Origin of the sequence: Winogradskyella psychrotolerans RS-3, from assembly GCF_000427335.1 — a bacterium.
GTDB classification, from domain to species: domain Bacteria; phylum Bacteroidota; class Bacteroidia; order Flavobacteriales; family Flavobacteriaceae; genus Winogradskyella; species Winogradskyella psychrotolerans.
Map to the genome: position 1 here is coordinate 74,926 of NZ_ATMR01000124.1, position 17,129 is coordinate 92,054.

Below are 17,129 nucleotides of genomic sequence, written 5' to 3' on the forward strand. Positions count from 1 at the left end.
GATTTAAGGACGCAGCATCGTTTTTGCCAAAAACAAAGAAGATATGCATCCTTTTTTGATATCGTTCGTGGCTAGTCTTTCATTGCTGTGTAACAATTGCTAAGTTTTTACGACCTATTATAATAAATAGAAATGTTTTGAATCTAACAGTAAATCCCATAACACCAGAAGACAAAGAAGCCTTAGTGCACGCAAAATCTAGCATGCAAAATTTAGGTTGGGCAATTCGTAATGTCAATAAAATTGGTAATACGGTTGAAACAGGAATTAGCTACGTGCCAGAAAAAGTATTAGTTAAAGTGCAGAAGATTACAGAATCGGTATTATTAAAAATTATAAAAGCTAATTTATTAACCATTCAAAAAAACAAAACATTTAAAAAGCCTTCAAAAAACACGTATAAAAGTATTGTCACAGGTACAGGAGCATTAAGTGGTTTTTTCGGGTCTTCTACAGGTTTTGGTACTGCTATTTTTGCTTCAGAAGTGACACTTACCACTAAGTTTTTAATGCGTACCATTATGGATATCGCACGAAGCGAAGGTGAAGACATCTACACTTTAGAAGGACAAATGGCATGTCTGCAAGTTTTTGCGCTTGGTGGAGATTCTATAGATGATGACGGTATGGAAGCCAGTTACTACACGACGCGTATGGCATTAAATTCAGCATTAAATAACGTGTCAGCAGCTGGTATAAAAATGAGCTTAGATAGTTTGGTAAAAGGAGCAAGTGCTTTGGGATCTAATGCTGTGGGTAATTTTTTATCTAAAATTGCGACGAGATTAAGTCTTCTTATCAGTGAGAAATTTTTAGCACAAGCTGTACCTATTGTAGGAGCCATTGGAGGAGGTGGATTAAATTATGTGTTTGTAGATCATTTCCAGAATATGGCAACGGCACATTTTACCATAAGACGTTTAGAGCGCAAGTATGGAGAGGCTGAGGTTAAATTGGTCTATGAAACTATAAACGTAGATGTTAAAGAGAAGTAGGGCTTTTTATATACTTTTCTTAGGTCTTCAATAAAAAACCAACCAAGAATTTCTTCAAGGTTGGCTCTGCTATTAATCAATTAAGTTTGGAAACTTAAATTTAGAATAGTGTAATTAAGGTGATTAATTACAGGTATTGTTTTTGAATTCTAAATCGTCAGTAGTCCCAATTTCAAAACTGACTTCAACATCGTAATCATTGTCATCATTATCAAGTTCGTCTAATATCCAAGTCGCGTTAATATCATCAAAATCTGGAATATTAAAGGTTACATTGATGTTATTTCCTGTGCCACTGGTAGTCCAAGTTCCATTCGCTGTATTTTCATCCCATGTCACGCTAACCGTATTGTCTGCTGAGAAATTAAAGAGGTAACCTACATAATTGCTTTCTAAATCGATATTGTTTCGTTCTAAATCTTCAATATACCAATCCGAACAAGCTGTTAAAATAGTTTCTAATTGTTCTGTAGTACAAGTATTACAATCATCGTTATGGTCATCATCATCGTCATTAGAACAAGATAATAAGCTGAAAACTAGAAGAGCGAATAATAAGATTTTGGATGTAAATAGGGGTTTTATAAAATGTGATTTCATACTATTTAATTTTAGGTATTAATTAATTTTAAAGATTAGTTACAATTGTCGTTTTTAAATTCTAGTTCGTCATCATCTCCAATTTCAAAGCTGACTTCCACCTCGTTGTCATCATCGTCGTTATCGATTTCATGTAAATTCCAAGTAGTATTGATGTCATCAAATCCTGGAATATCAAAGGTTACTGTGATGTTATTCCCATTTCCACTTGTCGTCCAAGTTCCATTGGCAGTGTTACCAGTCCAAATGACTGTAACGGAATTATCTGTAGAGAAATTAAATAGGTAACCTGTATAATTGTCTTCTAAATCAGTGTCATTACGTTCTAATTCGTCTATATACCAACCTGAACAAGCTGTTAAAATAGATTCTAATTGGCTTGGTGTACAGTTCGTACAATCGTCATCGTCATAGTCGTAATCATCATCTTCATCGCAATCGTCACCAAAATCATCAATGGCATCATCAAGCTGATTAAAATTGTTAATTACAATTTCGGTACCATCAGCAATTATGATACTTATAGGAAATTCGAAACCAATTAAATCATCTTCGTCTATATCATCAATAAATTCATAAAGGTCATAATCATTGGTGAATGTTAGTGTTGCAATAACTTCATTATTGGTGTTAAAAACGGAAGCCGAAATTGGATATATAAAATCTAAACATTCTATATCATCATCAAATTCATTTTCATCATTACAATCATCAGCATAATCTTCTAGCTGATCTAAACTGTTAACTTGAATTTCAGAATAATCTGAAAAAATTATAGTGATAGGAAAATTGATAACAACCGTATCATCATCGTCATCAAATTCATCAAGAATATCTTCAAGATCGTCATAATCTTCAATATTAGTAATGGTTAATTCTACTCCATTTATGGTTGCTGTTATTGGCAGTTGAATGGTAAAACAATTGGCATTGTAAACGACGTTATCTACAGAACCGTCGTTCATGGTGACTCTTTGAATCTGACTTGCCAAAGCTGAATTAGCTTGTAATGTAGATTCTGCTGGTGGATCAATACTTATATCATCTTCGGTTCTACAAGATGTCATCGTTAGGAATAAACCTAATAAGGCAAAAAGATAAGGTTTGATAGTTTTCATAATTAATTTGTTTTTTATGATCATGGTTAAGTTTTTCATTTTATAAGGCGCTTTAATTACTGCCTTTATACTTAGAACAACTCAGTAATTAAATGTCCCAAGAAATTTATTGTTTTTTTATTTAATTGGAATTTGAGTCGTTTCAAATTCTGAATAGTTGCTTTTGCTTTTAATAGATTGATTCATGTGTTATGTGATTTTAAATTGAACGTATAGTTTTAAAACAATCACATTGTATAATCTCCCAAAATTATTTTAATTAAATTTTTTGATGGTGATTCTCGATCTAATTTTAGAATTTAAATTTCATGTTTTAGTAACAGTAACTTTTGCATGGTCTTTAAAAAAAAAGCATACTTTTGGGGATTCAAACTTCAAAAACCACTTATAATTGCCTAAGTCGCTCCACAAGGATATCTGTGATAAATTGCGCTTTTCTAAACTCTACGAAAAGTATGCGCAAAGCATGAGTACTATTTTGTATTACAAGTATGGTGATTTATTAAACCCTTCAGATAAAGTGCAAGATGCCTTTATTAAATTATGGGAAAATTGTGCTAAAGTAGCACCTGAAGCTGCAAAATCTTATTTATATACGGTTGCAAATAATATGATGCTTAACGAGGTGAAGCACCAAAAGATTGTTTTTAAGCACCAAGAAGTAAAGCCTAAGGATTACACCAATGAGACTCCAGAATTCATGTTGCGTAAAAAGGAATTTTTAAAGCGTTACGAATCAGCTTTGTCAACATTAAAAGAAGAAGAACGTGTGGCTTTTCTTCTAAGTAAGGTCGATGGGAAAACCCATAAAGAAATAGCGGAGTTATTAAATATTACCAAAAAAGTAGCTGAACACAGAATTTATGCCGCCTTAAATAAATTGAAAGATCAATTGGAAGAACTGAATTGAAAATAATTTTGGGACAATTGAAAGTTGAGTTGTTTTATAAGTATAGCATCAAGTTATGGACAAAGAATATTTACTAAAAAAATGGTTGGACAACAACTTATCTGAAGCAGAGACGGAAGCTTTTAATGCTTTAGAGGATGCAAAGCTGTATAAGGAAATAGCTGAAGAAGCACAGCGGTTTAGTGGTCATCATAATGCAAAAGTGCCTGCGTTTGAAGCTTTAGAAAGTCAATTACAAGACAAAAAAGTAGCGTCAATAAATTGGATGAAGATAGCATCACGGTTTGCAGCCGTTTTTGTTATTGGTTTAACCTTATTTTTATTTTTAAATAGAGCTAATACCAATACAATTGCAACAGATTTAGCACAAAAAGAAACCATTATGCTTCCTGATAATTCTAGAGTAGAACTTAATGAGTTATCTCAACTTACCTACAGCTCCCCAAATTGGGATAACGAAAGAATCTTAAATTTAAAAGGAGAAGCCTTTTTTGATGTCGAAAAAGGAAAGCAATTCGATGTCAATACTGAATTTGGAAAAGTAACAGTTTTAGGAACCGAGTTTAATGTGTTTACAAAGGATAGCATTTTTAAAGTCACCTGTTATGAAGGTTTGGTGCAAGTCAGTTATAACGATGCGATTATTAAATTACCAGCCGGTTCAGAGTTTATTTTAAAATCAGGAACTGCTAAAAAATCTAACATTGCTATAGCAGAACCGTATTGGCTTAAAAATATGAGTGTATTTAAAGATGCGTCAGTACAAGCAGTGTTTTTAGAGCTCGAAAATCAATATAACATCACAATTACGGATTCCATTGCTGCAAATACGTTGAGATTTACAGGCGCATTTGAGCACGATAATCTCAATAATGCTTTAAAATCAATTACACAGCCGCTTGGTTTGACCTATGAAATTATAAATAATAAAGAGGTCGTCATACACAATGCTAAAGATTAAGTATATAACTTTTTTAATAAGTGTATTAATTTGCTTTTCAGTAAAGGCACAAACTAATGATGGAAAAATATCGATCATACAAGTGCTTAATGAGATTTCTAAAAGTCATAATGTTAATTTCAATTATAAAAGTGACCTTCTAAAAGAGGTTTATGTTATTCCTTTAGCTGACGATCTAAGTCTTAATACAAAAATTGAAACCTTAGAACAACAGACCAATTTAATTTTTACTAAAATTAGCGACGTGGTCTTTAGTATCACCAAACCTGTTACAATTTGTGGTTATTTGCGAGACAACCTAGAAAATCCGCTTTATGGAGCAACCATCAATACTAAACACAATTACACTGTAACTAATGATGATGGCTATTTTGAAATCGAAGTACCATCATTAGCGACGCTTCTTACCATCCGATTTATAGGTTTTAAAACCATAGAGCGTCAAGCCAAGTTTTTTAAATTAAATAGTTGTGAGGCTATTACTTTAATTGAAGAAGCTGAGGTGTTTAGTTCTGTAGTGCTCAACGGCTATATTGTTAAAGGTATAGAGAAACAACAAGACGGAAGCATAGCTATTGATTATAGTAAGTTTACGTTGCTGCCAGGACTTATAGAGTCTGATGTGTTACATACGGTTCAGGCATTGCCTGGTGTACTAAGTGTAGATGAAACGGTTTCCAATATTAATATAAGAGGAGGGTCTCACGACCAGAATTTATTGCTTTGGGATGGGATAAAAATGTATCAATCCAGTCATTTTTTTGGACTTATTTCAAGTTTCAATCCGCAAATCACGCAAACGGCAACCGTAATTAATAACGGTACAGATGCGTCTTATACCGATGGAGTTTCAGGAACTATTGATATGCAATCTAGTAAAACAATCGAATCCAATTTTAAAGGCTCCTTTGGAATGAACCTTCTTAATGCCGATTTATTTTTAAATGCACCAATTGGTAAAAAATCTTCAGTTCAAATTGCAGGACGTAAATCTATTGATGAATTGGTAAGAACACCAACCTACAAAACATATTTTGAACGTGTGACACAAGATACAGAAGTAGCAGAAAACACATCTAATGTTAGTAACTCAAATCAAGCCTTCGATTTTTATGATGCGTCTTTAAGGTGGCTTTATAAACCATCGGATAAGGATTTTGTACGATTAAATTTCATGCTAGTTCATAACGATTTAACCTTTGATGAATCTGCCCTTTTTAATGGAGTAGAAGAAACTCGAGAAAGTAGTATTTCTCAAAAGAGTATTTCTGCAGGATTAAATTATAAACGACAATGGAACGATAATTTGAGCACAGTTCTCAATATTTATAATACAGATTACAAGTTACAAGCTGTAAATGCTAATATTATGGCAGAACAACGCTTCTTGCAAGAAAATATAGTGTCTGAAACTTCGGCAAAATTGGAAGGGTTTTATACTCAAAACCAATGGCAATTTAATTTGGGCTATAATTTTATTGAATCGGAAATTACAAACTTAAATGATATTGATGTCCCAAGATTTGTAAGACGTGATTCTGAAGTTTTACGAGAACAAGCTGTCTTTGCACAAACGCAGTTTAGAAATGAAAACAAAGATTTTAACATAAATTTTGGGGTTAGAGTTAATTATATTGAAAAATTTGATGAGTTACTAATAGAACCGCGTTTAAGCGTTAGAAAAGCATTAGGTCATCATTTTGAAATAGAAGCATTGGGCGAGTTTAAACATCAAAACACCTCGCAAATTATCAATTTCCAAAATGATTTTTTAGGAGTAGAAAAGCGACGATGGCAACTTACTGATAATGATAGTATACCAATAATTAAAAGTAAACAAGCCTCATTAGGATTGCTTTATAAAAACAAAGGTTGGTTAATTGATGTCAAAGCATATTACAAAAAAGTTGATGGCATAACCACACAAAGCCAAGGATTTACTACGAAGTATGAATTTGAAAAAGAAAAAGGAAGCTATGATGTTTTAGGAGCTGAATTTTTAGTCCGGAAAAATTTCAATCATCTAAATACGTGGTTGAGTTATTCATATATAAAAAACGATTACACCTTTGAAAGTCTTGAAGAAATTGAATTCCCTAGTAATTTTGATATTACGCATGCGTTTACAATCGGCACAACATATAGTAATGATTCATGGAATATATCTACGGGATTAAATTATAGGGTAGGGAAACCAACATCGATACCATTATTAGAAAATGAAGTTACAGATAATGATATCAATTTTGATAGCGCAAATAACGAAAGATTGCAAGATTATTTAAGAATTGACGCTTCCGCGCTTTATAAATTTAAAATAAATAAAACCTTACGTTCAGAAGTGGGTATTTCTGCCTGGAACATCTCTGATATTGAAAATCCAATAAATAATTATTATAGAATTGATGCAGAGGCTAATGCTATAAATTTTTCTAGATATTCGTTAGGTATTACTACTAATGCCGTTTTTCGACTTTATTTTTAGAAACCTTTGGTAGTTAAACGCTTATTTTGTTCGTTGAGCGAGTACACTGTGTTCTTTATATAATTTTAATATTATATTTGCGTTAAGTAAAAACAAAAATGTAGGTAACTTCCCTATTTAAACCTCATTTTATGCACTTTGTCGGAAAAATTTACCGTTTAAAGATGTTTTTTAGTTCATTTAATTTTGTTAACTCATTTTTTTTTATACTTTTACACTATAATTTATAGCATGCACAAGAAAAATATGTTCGCCTCTATCTTAGTTGTTTTCGTTAGCTTTGCATCTATAGCTCAGAGCGGTACGGGAGTACCACCACCACCAGCGCCACCACCACCACCAGGCCTTCCTATTGATGGAGGTATTGTAGCTTTATTTATAATTGCTTTGTGCTATGGTGTCTATAAGTCGTATAAAATATCTAAGCAAACAGCTTAATTTCTTAAGTCATTAAGGCGTTTCACATATTTTCCTATGACATCAAATTCTAAATTTATAGTATCTCCAACTTGTAATGTCTTAAACGTGGTATGATTAAACGTATAAGGTATAATGGCTACAGAAAAGCGATTCAACTGAGAATTTACAACCGTTAAACTCACTCCATTCACTGTAATGGATCCTTTTTCGATCGTAATATTATTAAGTTCCTTATCATATTCAAAGGTGAAAACCCAACTACCTTCATTTTCTTTTATATCAATACAAGTTGCAATTTGATCAACATGTCCTTGAACAATATGACCATCTAATCGGTCCCCAAGTTTCATGGCACGTTCAATATTTACACATTTTTTTCTTTAAGCAAGCCTAAATTGGTTTTATCAAGTGTTTCTTGGATTGCTGTAACCGTATAAGTATCTCCTGTAATACCAACAACGGTTAGACAGACGCCATTATGAGCGACACTTTGGTCAATTTTTAATTCATTTGTAATAGAGGTATGTACCGTAATATGAAGATTTCCACCATCTCTATCTAGTTTTTCAATTGTTCCGAGATCTTCTATAATGCCTGTAAACATAATTTGTACTTTATTTAGTTAAATTTGCAGTTACAAAGTTAAAGACAAAAAATGAAAAAAGACGAAAAGATAATTGTAGGAATTTCTATTGGTGACCTTAATGGTATTGGTGCAGAAATAGTGATTAAAGCTTACGAAGATCCAAGATCTTTAGAATTAAATACTCCTGTAATTTTTGCTTCGGCTAAAACAATGCAGTTCTTTAAGAACCATTTTAATAGTAAAATTAATTTTTTTAGTATTGATACTCCTGAAAAAGTGGTTCACGGAAAAGTTAATGTGGTTGAAGTTTGGAGCGAACCTGTAAAAATTGAATTTGGTACAGAGGACAAAAAGATAGGAGAATATGCTATAAAATCTCTCGAAGCGGCTACCAAGGCTTTAAAAGAAGGAACGATTGACGTATTGGTTACTGCTCCAATTAACAAACATAATATTCAATCGGAAAAGTTTAACTTTCCTGGCCATACAGATTATTTAGCTAAAGCCTTAAATGGAAAAAGTTTAATGTTTATGGTTTCTGATGAATTGCGAGTTGGACTTTTAACAGACCATGTACCGCTTAAAGATGCCAGCAATGCGATTACTGTAGACCTCATTATAGAAAAGATAGCAACGGTTACTAAATCTTTAATACAAGACTTCGGTGTAAGAAAACCTAAGGTTGCTGTTTTGGCTATAAACCCACATGCCGGTGATAATGGAGTAATTGGTAATGAGGACGATACTATTTTAAAACCTACTTTAGAAAAAATTAAAGCTGGTGGCACTTTAGTTTACGGGCCCTATTCTGCAGATAGCTTTTTTGGTTCTAATGCCTATAAAAATTTTGATGCCATAATAGCTTCTTATCATGATCAAGGCCTAATTCCATTTAAGACTATTGCTTTTGGAAAGGGAGTTAATTACACAGCTGGTCTAGATAAAGTAAGAACCTCACCCGATCATGGTACGGCATATGAGATAGCAGGAAAAGGGATTGCAGATGAAAGCTCAATGAAACAAGCAATCTTTACTGCAATCGAAATTTTTAGACATAGAGAAGACTACAATTATTATAGTAAAAACCCCTTAAAAAAGGCTTCTAGATAGTTATAAACAAAATTTGTTGATATCTAGGCTTTAAGTAAGGAAAAATTTATATATTTGCACGCTCAAATTGAATGTGATAATGAAGGCATTAAAATCTTATACTATCCCTTTTGTAGGATTAAAAGAAGGAATGCATCATTTTGATTTTCAAATTGATAATACGTTCTTTCAGCATTTTGAATATGATGAATTTAATGCAATTGATGTTAAAATTGATCTAGAATTCGAAAAAAAATCAACACTTTTAGAGTTGTATTTTTCGGCGAAAGGCTCAGTAAATGTGAATTGTGATATTTCAAATGAACCCTATAACCAAGCTATTAACGACGATTTTAAGTTAGTTGTTAAATTTGGTAATGAGTATAATGACGAGAATGAAGACATCTTAATTGTACAACATGGCGAATATGAAATTAATATAGCACAATACATATATGAGCTGATTATTTTAGCAGTTCCTATAAAAAGAATTCATCCAGGTATTGAAGACGGTTCGTTACAGACCGATATACTTTCAAAATTAGAAGAACTAAGTCCAAGTGAGGACCACAAAGTAAAATCATCAGAGGATATTGATCCTCGTTGGAATAATTTAAAAAAACTATTAACGGATAAATAACATTTAAAATGGCACATCCAAAGCGTAAAATATCGAAAACAAGAAGAGATAAAAGAAGAACACATTATAAAGCTTCTGTACCTCAAATAGCAACTTGCCCTACAACTGGTGAGCCACACTTATACCACAGAGCTCATTGGCATGATGGTAAACTATATTACAGAGGTCAAGTTCTAATTGACAACTCTGTTGAAGAAGAAAACGCAGCATAAGTACTATGCATGCATACAAGAAAACGCTCCTATGTGAGCGTTTTTTTTGTTATTATTTTTTGAATAGAGCAAAAACCACTTACTTTGCGTTACTATTTGCTAGAAAACGAGGAAAATTGAATAAAACGAAACATTTTTATTGATTTTTCATACTTTTAATTAATCTAAAAGCTAATAATGAGTAAAATCACAGCAGCAATTACAGCTGTCGGAGGCTATGTTCCTGAGTATGTTTTAACGAACAAAATCCTCGAAACTATGGTTGAGACCAATGATGAGTGGATCACATCAAGAACAGGTATAAAGGAGCGTCGAATTCTTAAAGAAGAAGGAAAAGGCACATCGTTTTTAGCCATAAAAGCAGCAGAAGACTTAATTCAAAAAAAAGGATTAGATCCAAAAGAAATTGATTTAGTTATTGTTTGTACTGCAACGCCAGATATGAAAGCGGCTGCAACAGCTGCATATACAGCAACACAAATTGGAGCTGTAAATGCTTTTTCGTATGACTTGGAAGCGGCATGTTCTAGTTTTCTTTACGGCATGTCAACAGCAACAGCTTATATAGAAGCAGGACGCTACAAGAAAGTTCTTCTAATAGGAGCGGATAAAAATTCATCATTTATTAATTATGAAGATAGAGCAACCTGCATTATTTTTGGTGATGGAGCAGGAGCAGTTCTTTTTGAGCCTAATGATGAAGGTTTAGGTTTGCAAGATGAGCTATTGAGAAGTAACGGCGAAGGTCGAGATTTTTTACAAGCGACTTACGGTGGTTCTTCATACCCTATCAATAAAGATACCTTCAAGGAAGGTAAACATTATATTTTTCAGGATGGAAAAACAGTATTTAAAAATGCTGTTTTCAATATGGCAGATGTCGCTGAAAAGGTTATGAAAAGAAATAACCTTACAAACGATGATATTTCATGGTTGGCAGCACACCAAGCTAACAAGCGTATTATTGATGCTACAGCCAATAGAATTGAATTAGAAAGTGATAAAGTAATGATGAATATTCAGAGGTACGGTAACACCACTTCTGCAACACTGCCTTTATTATTATTCGACTACGAATCACAACTTAAAAAAGGTGATAAAATTATATTTGCTGCCTTTGGTGGTGGATTTACTTGGGGCTCTATTTATCTTAAGTGGGCTTATAACTCCTAACTAAAAACTAACTAACAAAATATCTAAAATTATGGATATAAAAGAAATTCAGAACTTAATTAAATTTGTTGCTAAATCTGGAGCAAGCGAGGTTAAGTTAGAAATGGATGATATTAAAATCACCATCAGAACTGGTTCAGAAAGCGAGACGACATTTGTACAACAAATGCCAATGCAATCAGCTCCAGTAATGCAACAACAGATGCCAGCTCAACAAGCAGCTTCACCTGTACAAGAAGCTCCTGCACCTGCTGAAGACTCAAAATACATTACTATAAAGTCACCAATAATTGGGACATTTTATCGCAAACCATCTCCAGACAAGCCAGTTTTTGTTGAGGTTGGTACAGATATTAAAGAAGGAGATGTACTTTGTGTTATCGAAGCAATGAAATTATTTAACGAGATAGAATCAGAAATTTCTGGTAAAATTGTTAAAGTACTTGTTGATGATTCGTCTCCAGTAGAGTTTGATCAGCCTTTATTCTTGGTAGATCCATCATAACCCGATTTAAAATTCCAAAGTATAATTTCTAAACTTATAGGAATTTGGAATTTGAAATTTTAAATACATAAAAGTTATGTTTAAAAAAATATTAATAGCCAATAGAGGGGAAATAGCGCTTAGAGTTATTAGAACCTGTAAGGAAATGGGCATACGAACGGTAGCTGTATACTCTACAGCAGATGCAGAAAGTCTTCATGTTAAGTTTGCAGATGAAGCTGTTTGTATTGGACCACCATCAAGTAGTGAATCCTACCTTAAAATATCAAATATCATTGCAGCTGCAGAAATTACAAATGCAGATGCGATTCATCCTGGTTATGGATTTTTATCTGAAAATGCAAAATTTTCAAAAATATGTGAAGAGCATGGGATTAAATTCATAGGGGCATCTGAAGAGATGATTAACCGAATGGGGGATAAAGCTAATGCTAAAGCAACTATGAAAGCTGCTGGTGTACCTTGTGTACCTGGAAGCGAAGGAGTAATAGAAACTTTTGAAGATTGTAAAAAAGTAGCTAAAGAAACTGGTTATCCTGTAATGCTGAAGGCTTCTGCAGGTGGTGGTGGAAAAGGAATGCGTGCCGTATGGAAAGCAGAGGATCTTCAAAATGCATGGGAATCTGCGCGTGCAGAATCTAAAGCGGCTTTTGGGAATGATGATATGTATATGGAGAAGCTTATTGAAGAGCCACGCCATATTGAAATACAAATTGTAGGTGATTCTCGTGGCAAAGCATGTCATTTATCTGAGCGTGATTGTTCTATACAAAGACGTCACCAAAAACTAACAGAAGAAGTGCCTTCTCCATTTATGACTGATAAATTGAGAACTAAAATGGGTAAAGCTGCTGTAAAAGCAGCAGAATTCATTAAATATGAAGGTGCCGGAACTGTAGAATTTTTAGTAGATAAGAATAGAAACTTCTACTTTATGGAGATGAATACACGTATTCAAGTAGAGCATCCAATTACAGAGCAAGTTATAGATTTCGATTTAATTCGTGAACAAATATTAGTAGCAGCAGGAGTACCAATTTCCGGAAAAAATTATACGCCTAAATTACATTCTATAGAATGTAGAATTAATGCTGAAGATCCGTTTAATGATTTTAGGCCCTCACCGGGAAAAATTACAACATTGCATGCTCCGGGTGGACATGGAGTACGTTTAGATACGCATGTTTATGCTGGCTACACTATTCCTCCAAACTATGATTCTATGATAGCAAAGCTGATTACAACAGCTCAGACTAGAGAAGAAGCTATTAATAAGATGAAACGTGCGTTAGATGAATTTGTAATTGAAGGGATTAAAACCACGATTCCATTTCATAGACAACTAATGGATCATCCAGATTATTTAGCAGGTAATTATACCACTAAGTTCATGGAAGATTTCAAAATACAAAAAGAGATTGAAGATTAAAATTAAAACCCAAATGTAAGTTTGGGTTTTTTTTGTTTAAGTCCGTTTCTATACGTATTCGGCTATGGGTGATTTATTATTAATAAATTAAATAGCTTAACTTTAAAGATTATTTAAAAAATAAGGAACGATGTTTAAAAACTACTTAATAAAAAGTATAACTATTGTAATAGTATTCTTTTCCATTTCAGCAACTTCACAAACATCAGATGAATTGTGGACTAGTGTTAATGAATCGAAAGCAAAACAATCCAAACAAGTTTTTAGAAAAATAAATCTTAAATCTGAGAAATTTTTCCAATTAAATATTGAAGGCTTAAAAAACGCGATTCAAAATATAGGAAACAGAGAAAACACAGGAAATACAATTATTTCTTTTCCAAATTCAGAAGGTGAACTAAATCGGTTTAAGGTTTTTGAAGCTTCAATTATGGAATCAGAACTTCAGGCTCAGTTTCCAAATATGAGAACTTATGCTGGTCAAGGAATTGATAATCCTACAGAAATAATTAGATTTAGTATTACACCTAAAGGCTTTCATGCTATTTTTCTAGGAACATCTTATGGCACTCAGTTTATCGATCCATTTTCTAAAGAAGGAAATATATATACAGTTTATTCTAAGCGAGATTTAACCGATAGCGATTTTGAATTTGAATGTGGTGTTATAGATGATGATTCATTATTAGAGACTACAAGCTTTAGTAATTCTTTAGCGAGAAATGCTGATGATGGTCTCTTAAGAAATTATCGTATTGCGGTAGCATGTACAGGTGAATATACGCAATTCCATGGAGGAACGGTTCCTGATGCCATGGCAGCAATAGTGGTAACATTAAATAGAGTTAACAGTATTTACGAGAGAGACTTATCTATAACTTTAACTTTAGTAGCAGACAATGCCAGCATTATATATACTGATGGGGAAACAGACGTTTTTTCAAACAATAGTAATTCGGTTTTAATTAGTCAAAGCCAAAGCGTTATTAATGCGGCTATAACTTCGGCAGGCTACGATATCGGTCATACCTTTAGTACAGGTGCAGGTGGGTTAGCGAGCCCTGGAGTTACTTGTAATACTAATTCTAAAGCAAGGGGAGTTACTGGTATATCACAACCGGTAGGAGATGCATTTGATATAGATTTTGTTGCGCATGAGTTGGGGCATCAATTTGGTGCTCCACATACCTTTAATGGAACAGTGGGTAATTGTTCAGGAGCAAATAGATCGGGTTCTAATGCTTATGAGCCAGGAAGTGGTTCAACAATTATGGCTTATGCAGGTATATGTGGGTCGGATAATATACAGGTTGGTAGTGATGCATATTTTCATCAGAATAGTATAAATAGGATATGGAATCACGTAACAAGTACAGGTGCTTGCCCTGTAAATAGAGTTGCTACGGGTAATTTAGAACCAGTTGCAGATGCAGGCGCTAATTATGTGATACCTCAAGGTACACCGTACTTATTAGATGGCAGTAATACTAGCGATGTAGATGGCTTGGAAACTTTAACTTACACATGGGAGCAGTACGATTTAGGGACTGCTGGGTTACCAACTGAAACTACAACTACCGGTCCGTTAGTAAGATCTTTTGAAGGCACTAATAATCCTGTGAGATACGTACCGAGATTAGAAGACATTTTAGGAAATGGTGGGATATCAACAACTTGGGAAAAATTAGTAACTATTAGTCGTAATATCAATTTTGTATTAACCGTAAGAGATAATGATGCGAGAGGGGGGCAAACAGATTCAGATCAAATGACCATTACTAATATTGCAGCAGCAGGTCCGTTTACAGTAACATCACAAAGCACAAATCAAATAGTTTGGACACCAGGTGAAACAGAAACCATAACTTGGAATGTTGCTGGTACAACAAGTAACGGAGTTAATACAGCCAATGTTAACATTCGTCTTTCAACCGATGAAGGTTTAACGTACGATACTTTTTTAGCTACTAATGTTCCAAATGACGGCTCTCACCAGATTGTTGTACCTAATGTAAGCGGAGCAAAATGTAGAATTATGGTTGAAGGTGCAGGAAATATCTTTTTTAATCTTAACACTTCCTTTTTTGCAATCGGTAATTATATTTATGATACAGTTCAAGTCTGTGAAAGTTATACATTTGATTTGGGAGTAACAGTACCTGAAAGGACAGATACTTATATAGGATTTAATCTTAATGTTCCAACGTCTTTAATTATGACAGATGCAAATATTACAGTAGATGTTACCCATCCAAACAGTGGAGATTTAAATTATGGTTTAAGGCATCCCGCTTATTCAGGAACGTTCCTTATTAGATTGGCTTCTCTAGAATGTTCCTTTAGTGCCAATCCAAATCTTGTTTTTGACGATGACGGAGGAGCAATTAACTGTGCTACTTTAAGTAATGGAGATAGTGTTATTCCAGAAGATGCATTATCTGCCGTAAATGGTACGGATTCTCAAGGTACTTGGACATTTTTCATTTTTGACAGAACAGTAAATAATACGGTTAGTTCAATTAACTCTGTAACAATTGAGGTTTGTGAAAATTCTGTTGAAGCGGTATTATCTATTGAAGATAACGAACTAGATCAATTAAGTATTTATCCAAATCCAAATAATGGTGCATTTAATATTCAGTTTAATCCAAAATCAGGTGAGGATATCTCTGTCGTTGTTTATGATATTAGAGGCCGATCAATTTATACTAAAAACTATACTAACGTCCGCAGGTTTGAAGAAACGATTCAACTTAACAATGCACAATCTGGTGTCTATTTGTTAACTATTACGGATGGAGCGCAAAAAGTGACTAAGAAAATTATAGTAGATTAAGAATATATTTTATTACTTTAAAAGCTCCTAAATCAGGAGCTTTTTTTATGCTATGAATTTATCATATTGGGAAATAAAAAACTGGCTAACTAACATTGATTTTACAATTGTTGGAAGCGGCATTGTGGGTCTTAATTGTGCCTTACAACTAAAACAACGATTTCCAAATTCTAAGATTTTAATTCTTGAAAAAGGAATACTTCCACAAGGTGCTAGTACTAAAAATGCAGGTTTTGCATGCTTTGGAAGTTTAAGTGAAATTATAGACGATTTAAACCATCATTCGGAAATTGAAGTTTTAGATTTAATTAGGCAACGAATTTCTGGACTGCAATTGCTTCGTAAAACTCTAGGCGATGAAGTTATAGGTTATCAAAATCTTGGAGGTTATGAATTGTTTTTAGGTTCTGATGAAAGGTTATATAATTTATGTGTGGATAAACAAGAATACATTAATCAATTATTGTATCCACTTTTTAATACTGAGGTTTTTTCGTTTAAGGAAAATAGCTTTGGATTCAAAAAGATAAAATCCCATTATAGCTTTAATCCTTTTGAAGGACAAATTGATACAGGGAAAATGATGGATGCTTTATTGCATAAAGTCCAATCTTTAGGTGTAAAAATTTTGAATAATACTACAGTTGAAGTGTTTTCTGAAGATTCAAATTCGGTAAAAATGAAGACGAATCATTTCGATATAACAACAAAAAAACTCTTTATTGCTACTAACGGATTTGCAAAACAGCTCAATATTTCTGAAGTAAAACCAGCTAGAGCGCAAGTTTTAATTACAAAACCTATTGAAAATTTACATATTAAAGGAACATTTCATTTAGATGAAGGGTATTATTATTTTAGAAATATAGACAACAGACTCTTGTTAGGTGGAGGTCGAAATCTCGATTTTAAAACCGAGGAAACTACAGAATTTGGAGAAACTACTCTTATTCAAAATAAGCTTGACGAGCTTTTAAAAACCACTATTTTACCAGATACTAATTTTGAAATAGATTATCGATGGAGTGGCATAATGGGAGTTGGCAAACAGAAAAAAGCAATTGTAAAACAACTATCAGATAACGTGTTTTGTGGAGTGCGATTAGGTGGAATGGGAATTGCAATCGGTAGTACAATCGGAAAACAATTAGCAGATTTATTAGATTAAAG

At 33.3% G+C, this 17,129-nt stretch carries 15 protein-coding genes and 1 pseudogene; 13 read left to right on the forward strand and 3 right to left on the reverse strand.

Annotated features, from left to right (window positions below; genetic code table 11):
- The first annotated feature begins 137 nt into the window (after positions 1-137).
- Positions 138-995 carry an EcsC family protein gene (locus ADIWIN_RS12085; RefSeq protein ID WP_020897459.1) on the forward strand — a complete coding sequence of 286 codons (858 nt, stop codon included), beginning with the start codon at positions 138-140 and terminating at the stop codon, positions 993-995.
- Between the two features lie 123 nt (positions 996-1,118).
- Here ADIWIN_RS12085 and ADIWIN_RS12090 read toward each other — a convergent pair whose 3' ends face one another.
- Positions 1,119-1,595 carry a hypothetical protein gene (locus tag ADIWIN_RS12090; protein WP_020897460.1) on the reverse strand — a complete coding sequence of 159 codons (477 nt, stop codon included), beginning with the start codon at positions 1,593-1,595 and terminating at the stop codon, positions 1,119-1,121.
- A gap of 35 nt (positions 1,596-1,630) precedes the next feature.
- On the reverse strand, positions 1,631-2,713 hold the full coding sequence (locus ADIWIN_RS12095) for a hypothetical protein (protein WP_040757266.1): 1,083 nt from the start codon (positions 2,711-2,713) through the stop codon (positions 1,631-1,633).
- Positions 2,714-3,104: 391 nt separating this feature from the next.
- Here ADIWIN_RS12095 and ADIWIN_RS12100 point away from each other — a divergent pair, with 391 nt between their 5' ends.
- The 4 genes from ADIWIN_RS12100 to ADIWIN_RS12115 all read left to right on the forward strand — a co-directional run bounded on the left by ADIWIN_RS12100 (position 3,105) and on the right by ADIWIN_RS12115 (position 7,507).
- Positions 3,105-3,623 carry an RNA polymerase sigma factor gene (locus tag ADIWIN_RS12100; protein WP_040757202.1) on the forward strand — a complete coding sequence of 173 codons (519 nt, stop codon included), beginning with the start codon at positions 3,105-3,107 and terminating at the stop codon, positions 3,621-3,623.
- Between the two features lie 55 nt (positions 3,624-3,678).
- Positions 3,679-4,584: a FecR family protein gene (locus ADIWIN_RS12105; RefSeq protein ID WP_020897464.1), complete on the forward strand. Its 906-nt coding sequence runs from the start codon at positions 3,679-3,681 to the stop codon at positions 4,582-4,584.
- Positions 4,571-7,069, forward strand: a complete 2,499-nt coding sequence (locus ADIWIN_RS12110) for a TonB-dependent receptor (protein ID WP_040757204.1) — start codon at positions 4,571-4,573, stop codon at positions 7,067-7,069. Before ADIWIN_RS12105 ends, ADIWIN_RS12110 begins: the two co-directional genes overlap by 14 nt.
- Before the next feature lie 231 nt (positions 7,070-7,300).
- The gene (locus ADIWIN_RS12115) at positions 7,301-7,507 is read left to right on the forward strand and encodes a hypothetical protein (protein ID WP_235047109.1); all 207 of its coding nucleotides are present in this window, start codon (positions 7,301-7,303) and stop codon (positions 7,505-7,507) included.
- On the opposite strand, the pseudogene ADIWIN_RS12120 reads toward ADIWIN_RS12115, so the two are convergent.
- Positions 7,504-8,093, reverse strand: a pseudogene (locus ADIWIN_RS12120) (riboflavin synthase). The gene ADIWIN_RS12115 and the pseudogene ADIWIN_RS12120 overlap by 4 nt on opposite strands.
- A gap of 51 nt (positions 8,094-8,144) precedes the next feature.
- On the opposite strand from ADIWIN_RS12120, the gene pdxA reads away from it, so the two are divergent.
- The 8 genes from pdxA (at position 8,145) to ADIWIN_RS12160 (ending at position 17,127) form a co-directional block, all read left to right on the forward strand.
- Positions 8,145-9,185 carry a 4-hydroxythreonine-4-phosphate dehydrogenase PdxA gene (gene pdxA / locus ADIWIN_RS12125; RefSeq protein WP_020897469.1) on the forward strand — a complete coding sequence of 347 codons (1,041 nt, stop codon included), beginning with the start codon at positions 8,145-8,147 and terminating at the stop codon, positions 9,183-9,185.
- 79 nt (positions 9,186-9,264) lie between these two features.
- The gene (locus tag ADIWIN_RS12130) at positions 9,265-9,804 is read left to right on the forward strand and encodes a YceD family protein (RefSeq protein WP_020897470.1); all 540 of its coding nucleotides are present in this window, start codon (positions 9,265-9,267) and stop codon (positions 9,802-9,804) included.
- 8 nt (positions 9,805-9,812) lie between these two features.
- Entirely contained in the window at positions 9,813-10,016 is a 204-nt protein-coding gene (gene rpmF, locus ADIWIN_RS12135) for a 50S ribosomal protein L32 (protein ID WP_020897471.1), read from the forward strand.
- Between the two features lie 177 nt (positions 10,017-10,193).
- Positions 10,194-11,189, forward strand: a complete 996-nt coding sequence (locus tag ADIWIN_RS12140; protein WP_020897472.1) for a beta-ketoacyl-ACP synthase III — start codon at positions 10,194-10,196, stop codon at positions 11,187-11,189.
- A 31-nt stretch (positions 11,190-11,220) separates the two neighbouring features.
- Positions 11,221-11,694, forward strand: a complete 474-nt coding sequence (gene accB, locus ADIWIN_RS12145; protein ID WP_020897473.1) for an acetyl-CoA carboxylase biotin carboxyl carrier protein — start codon at positions 11,221-11,223, stop codon at positions 11,692-11,694.
- A 76-nt stretch (positions 11,695-11,770) separates the two neighbouring features.
- Positions 11,771-13,123: an acetyl-CoA carboxylase biotin carboxylase subunit gene (gene accC / locus ADIWIN_RS12150; protein WP_020897474.1), complete on the forward strand. Its 1,353-nt coding sequence runs from the start codon at positions 11,771-11,773 to the stop codon at positions 13,121-13,123.
- A 130-nt stretch (positions 13,124-13,253) separates the two neighbouring features.
- A complete protein-coding gene (locus ADIWIN_RS12155; RefSeq protein ID WP_020897475.1) occupies positions 13,254-15,959 on the forward strand; it encodes a reprolysin-like metallopeptidase in 2,706 nt (901 codons plus the stop codon).
- 52 nt (positions 15,960-16,011) lie between these two features.
- A complete protein-coding gene (locus ADIWIN_RS12160) occupies positions 16,012-17,127 on the forward strand; it encodes an NAD(P)/FAD-dependent oxidoreductase (protein WP_020897476.1) in 1,116 nt (371 codons plus the stop codon).
- Positions 17,128-17,129 lie beyond the last annotated feature (2 nt).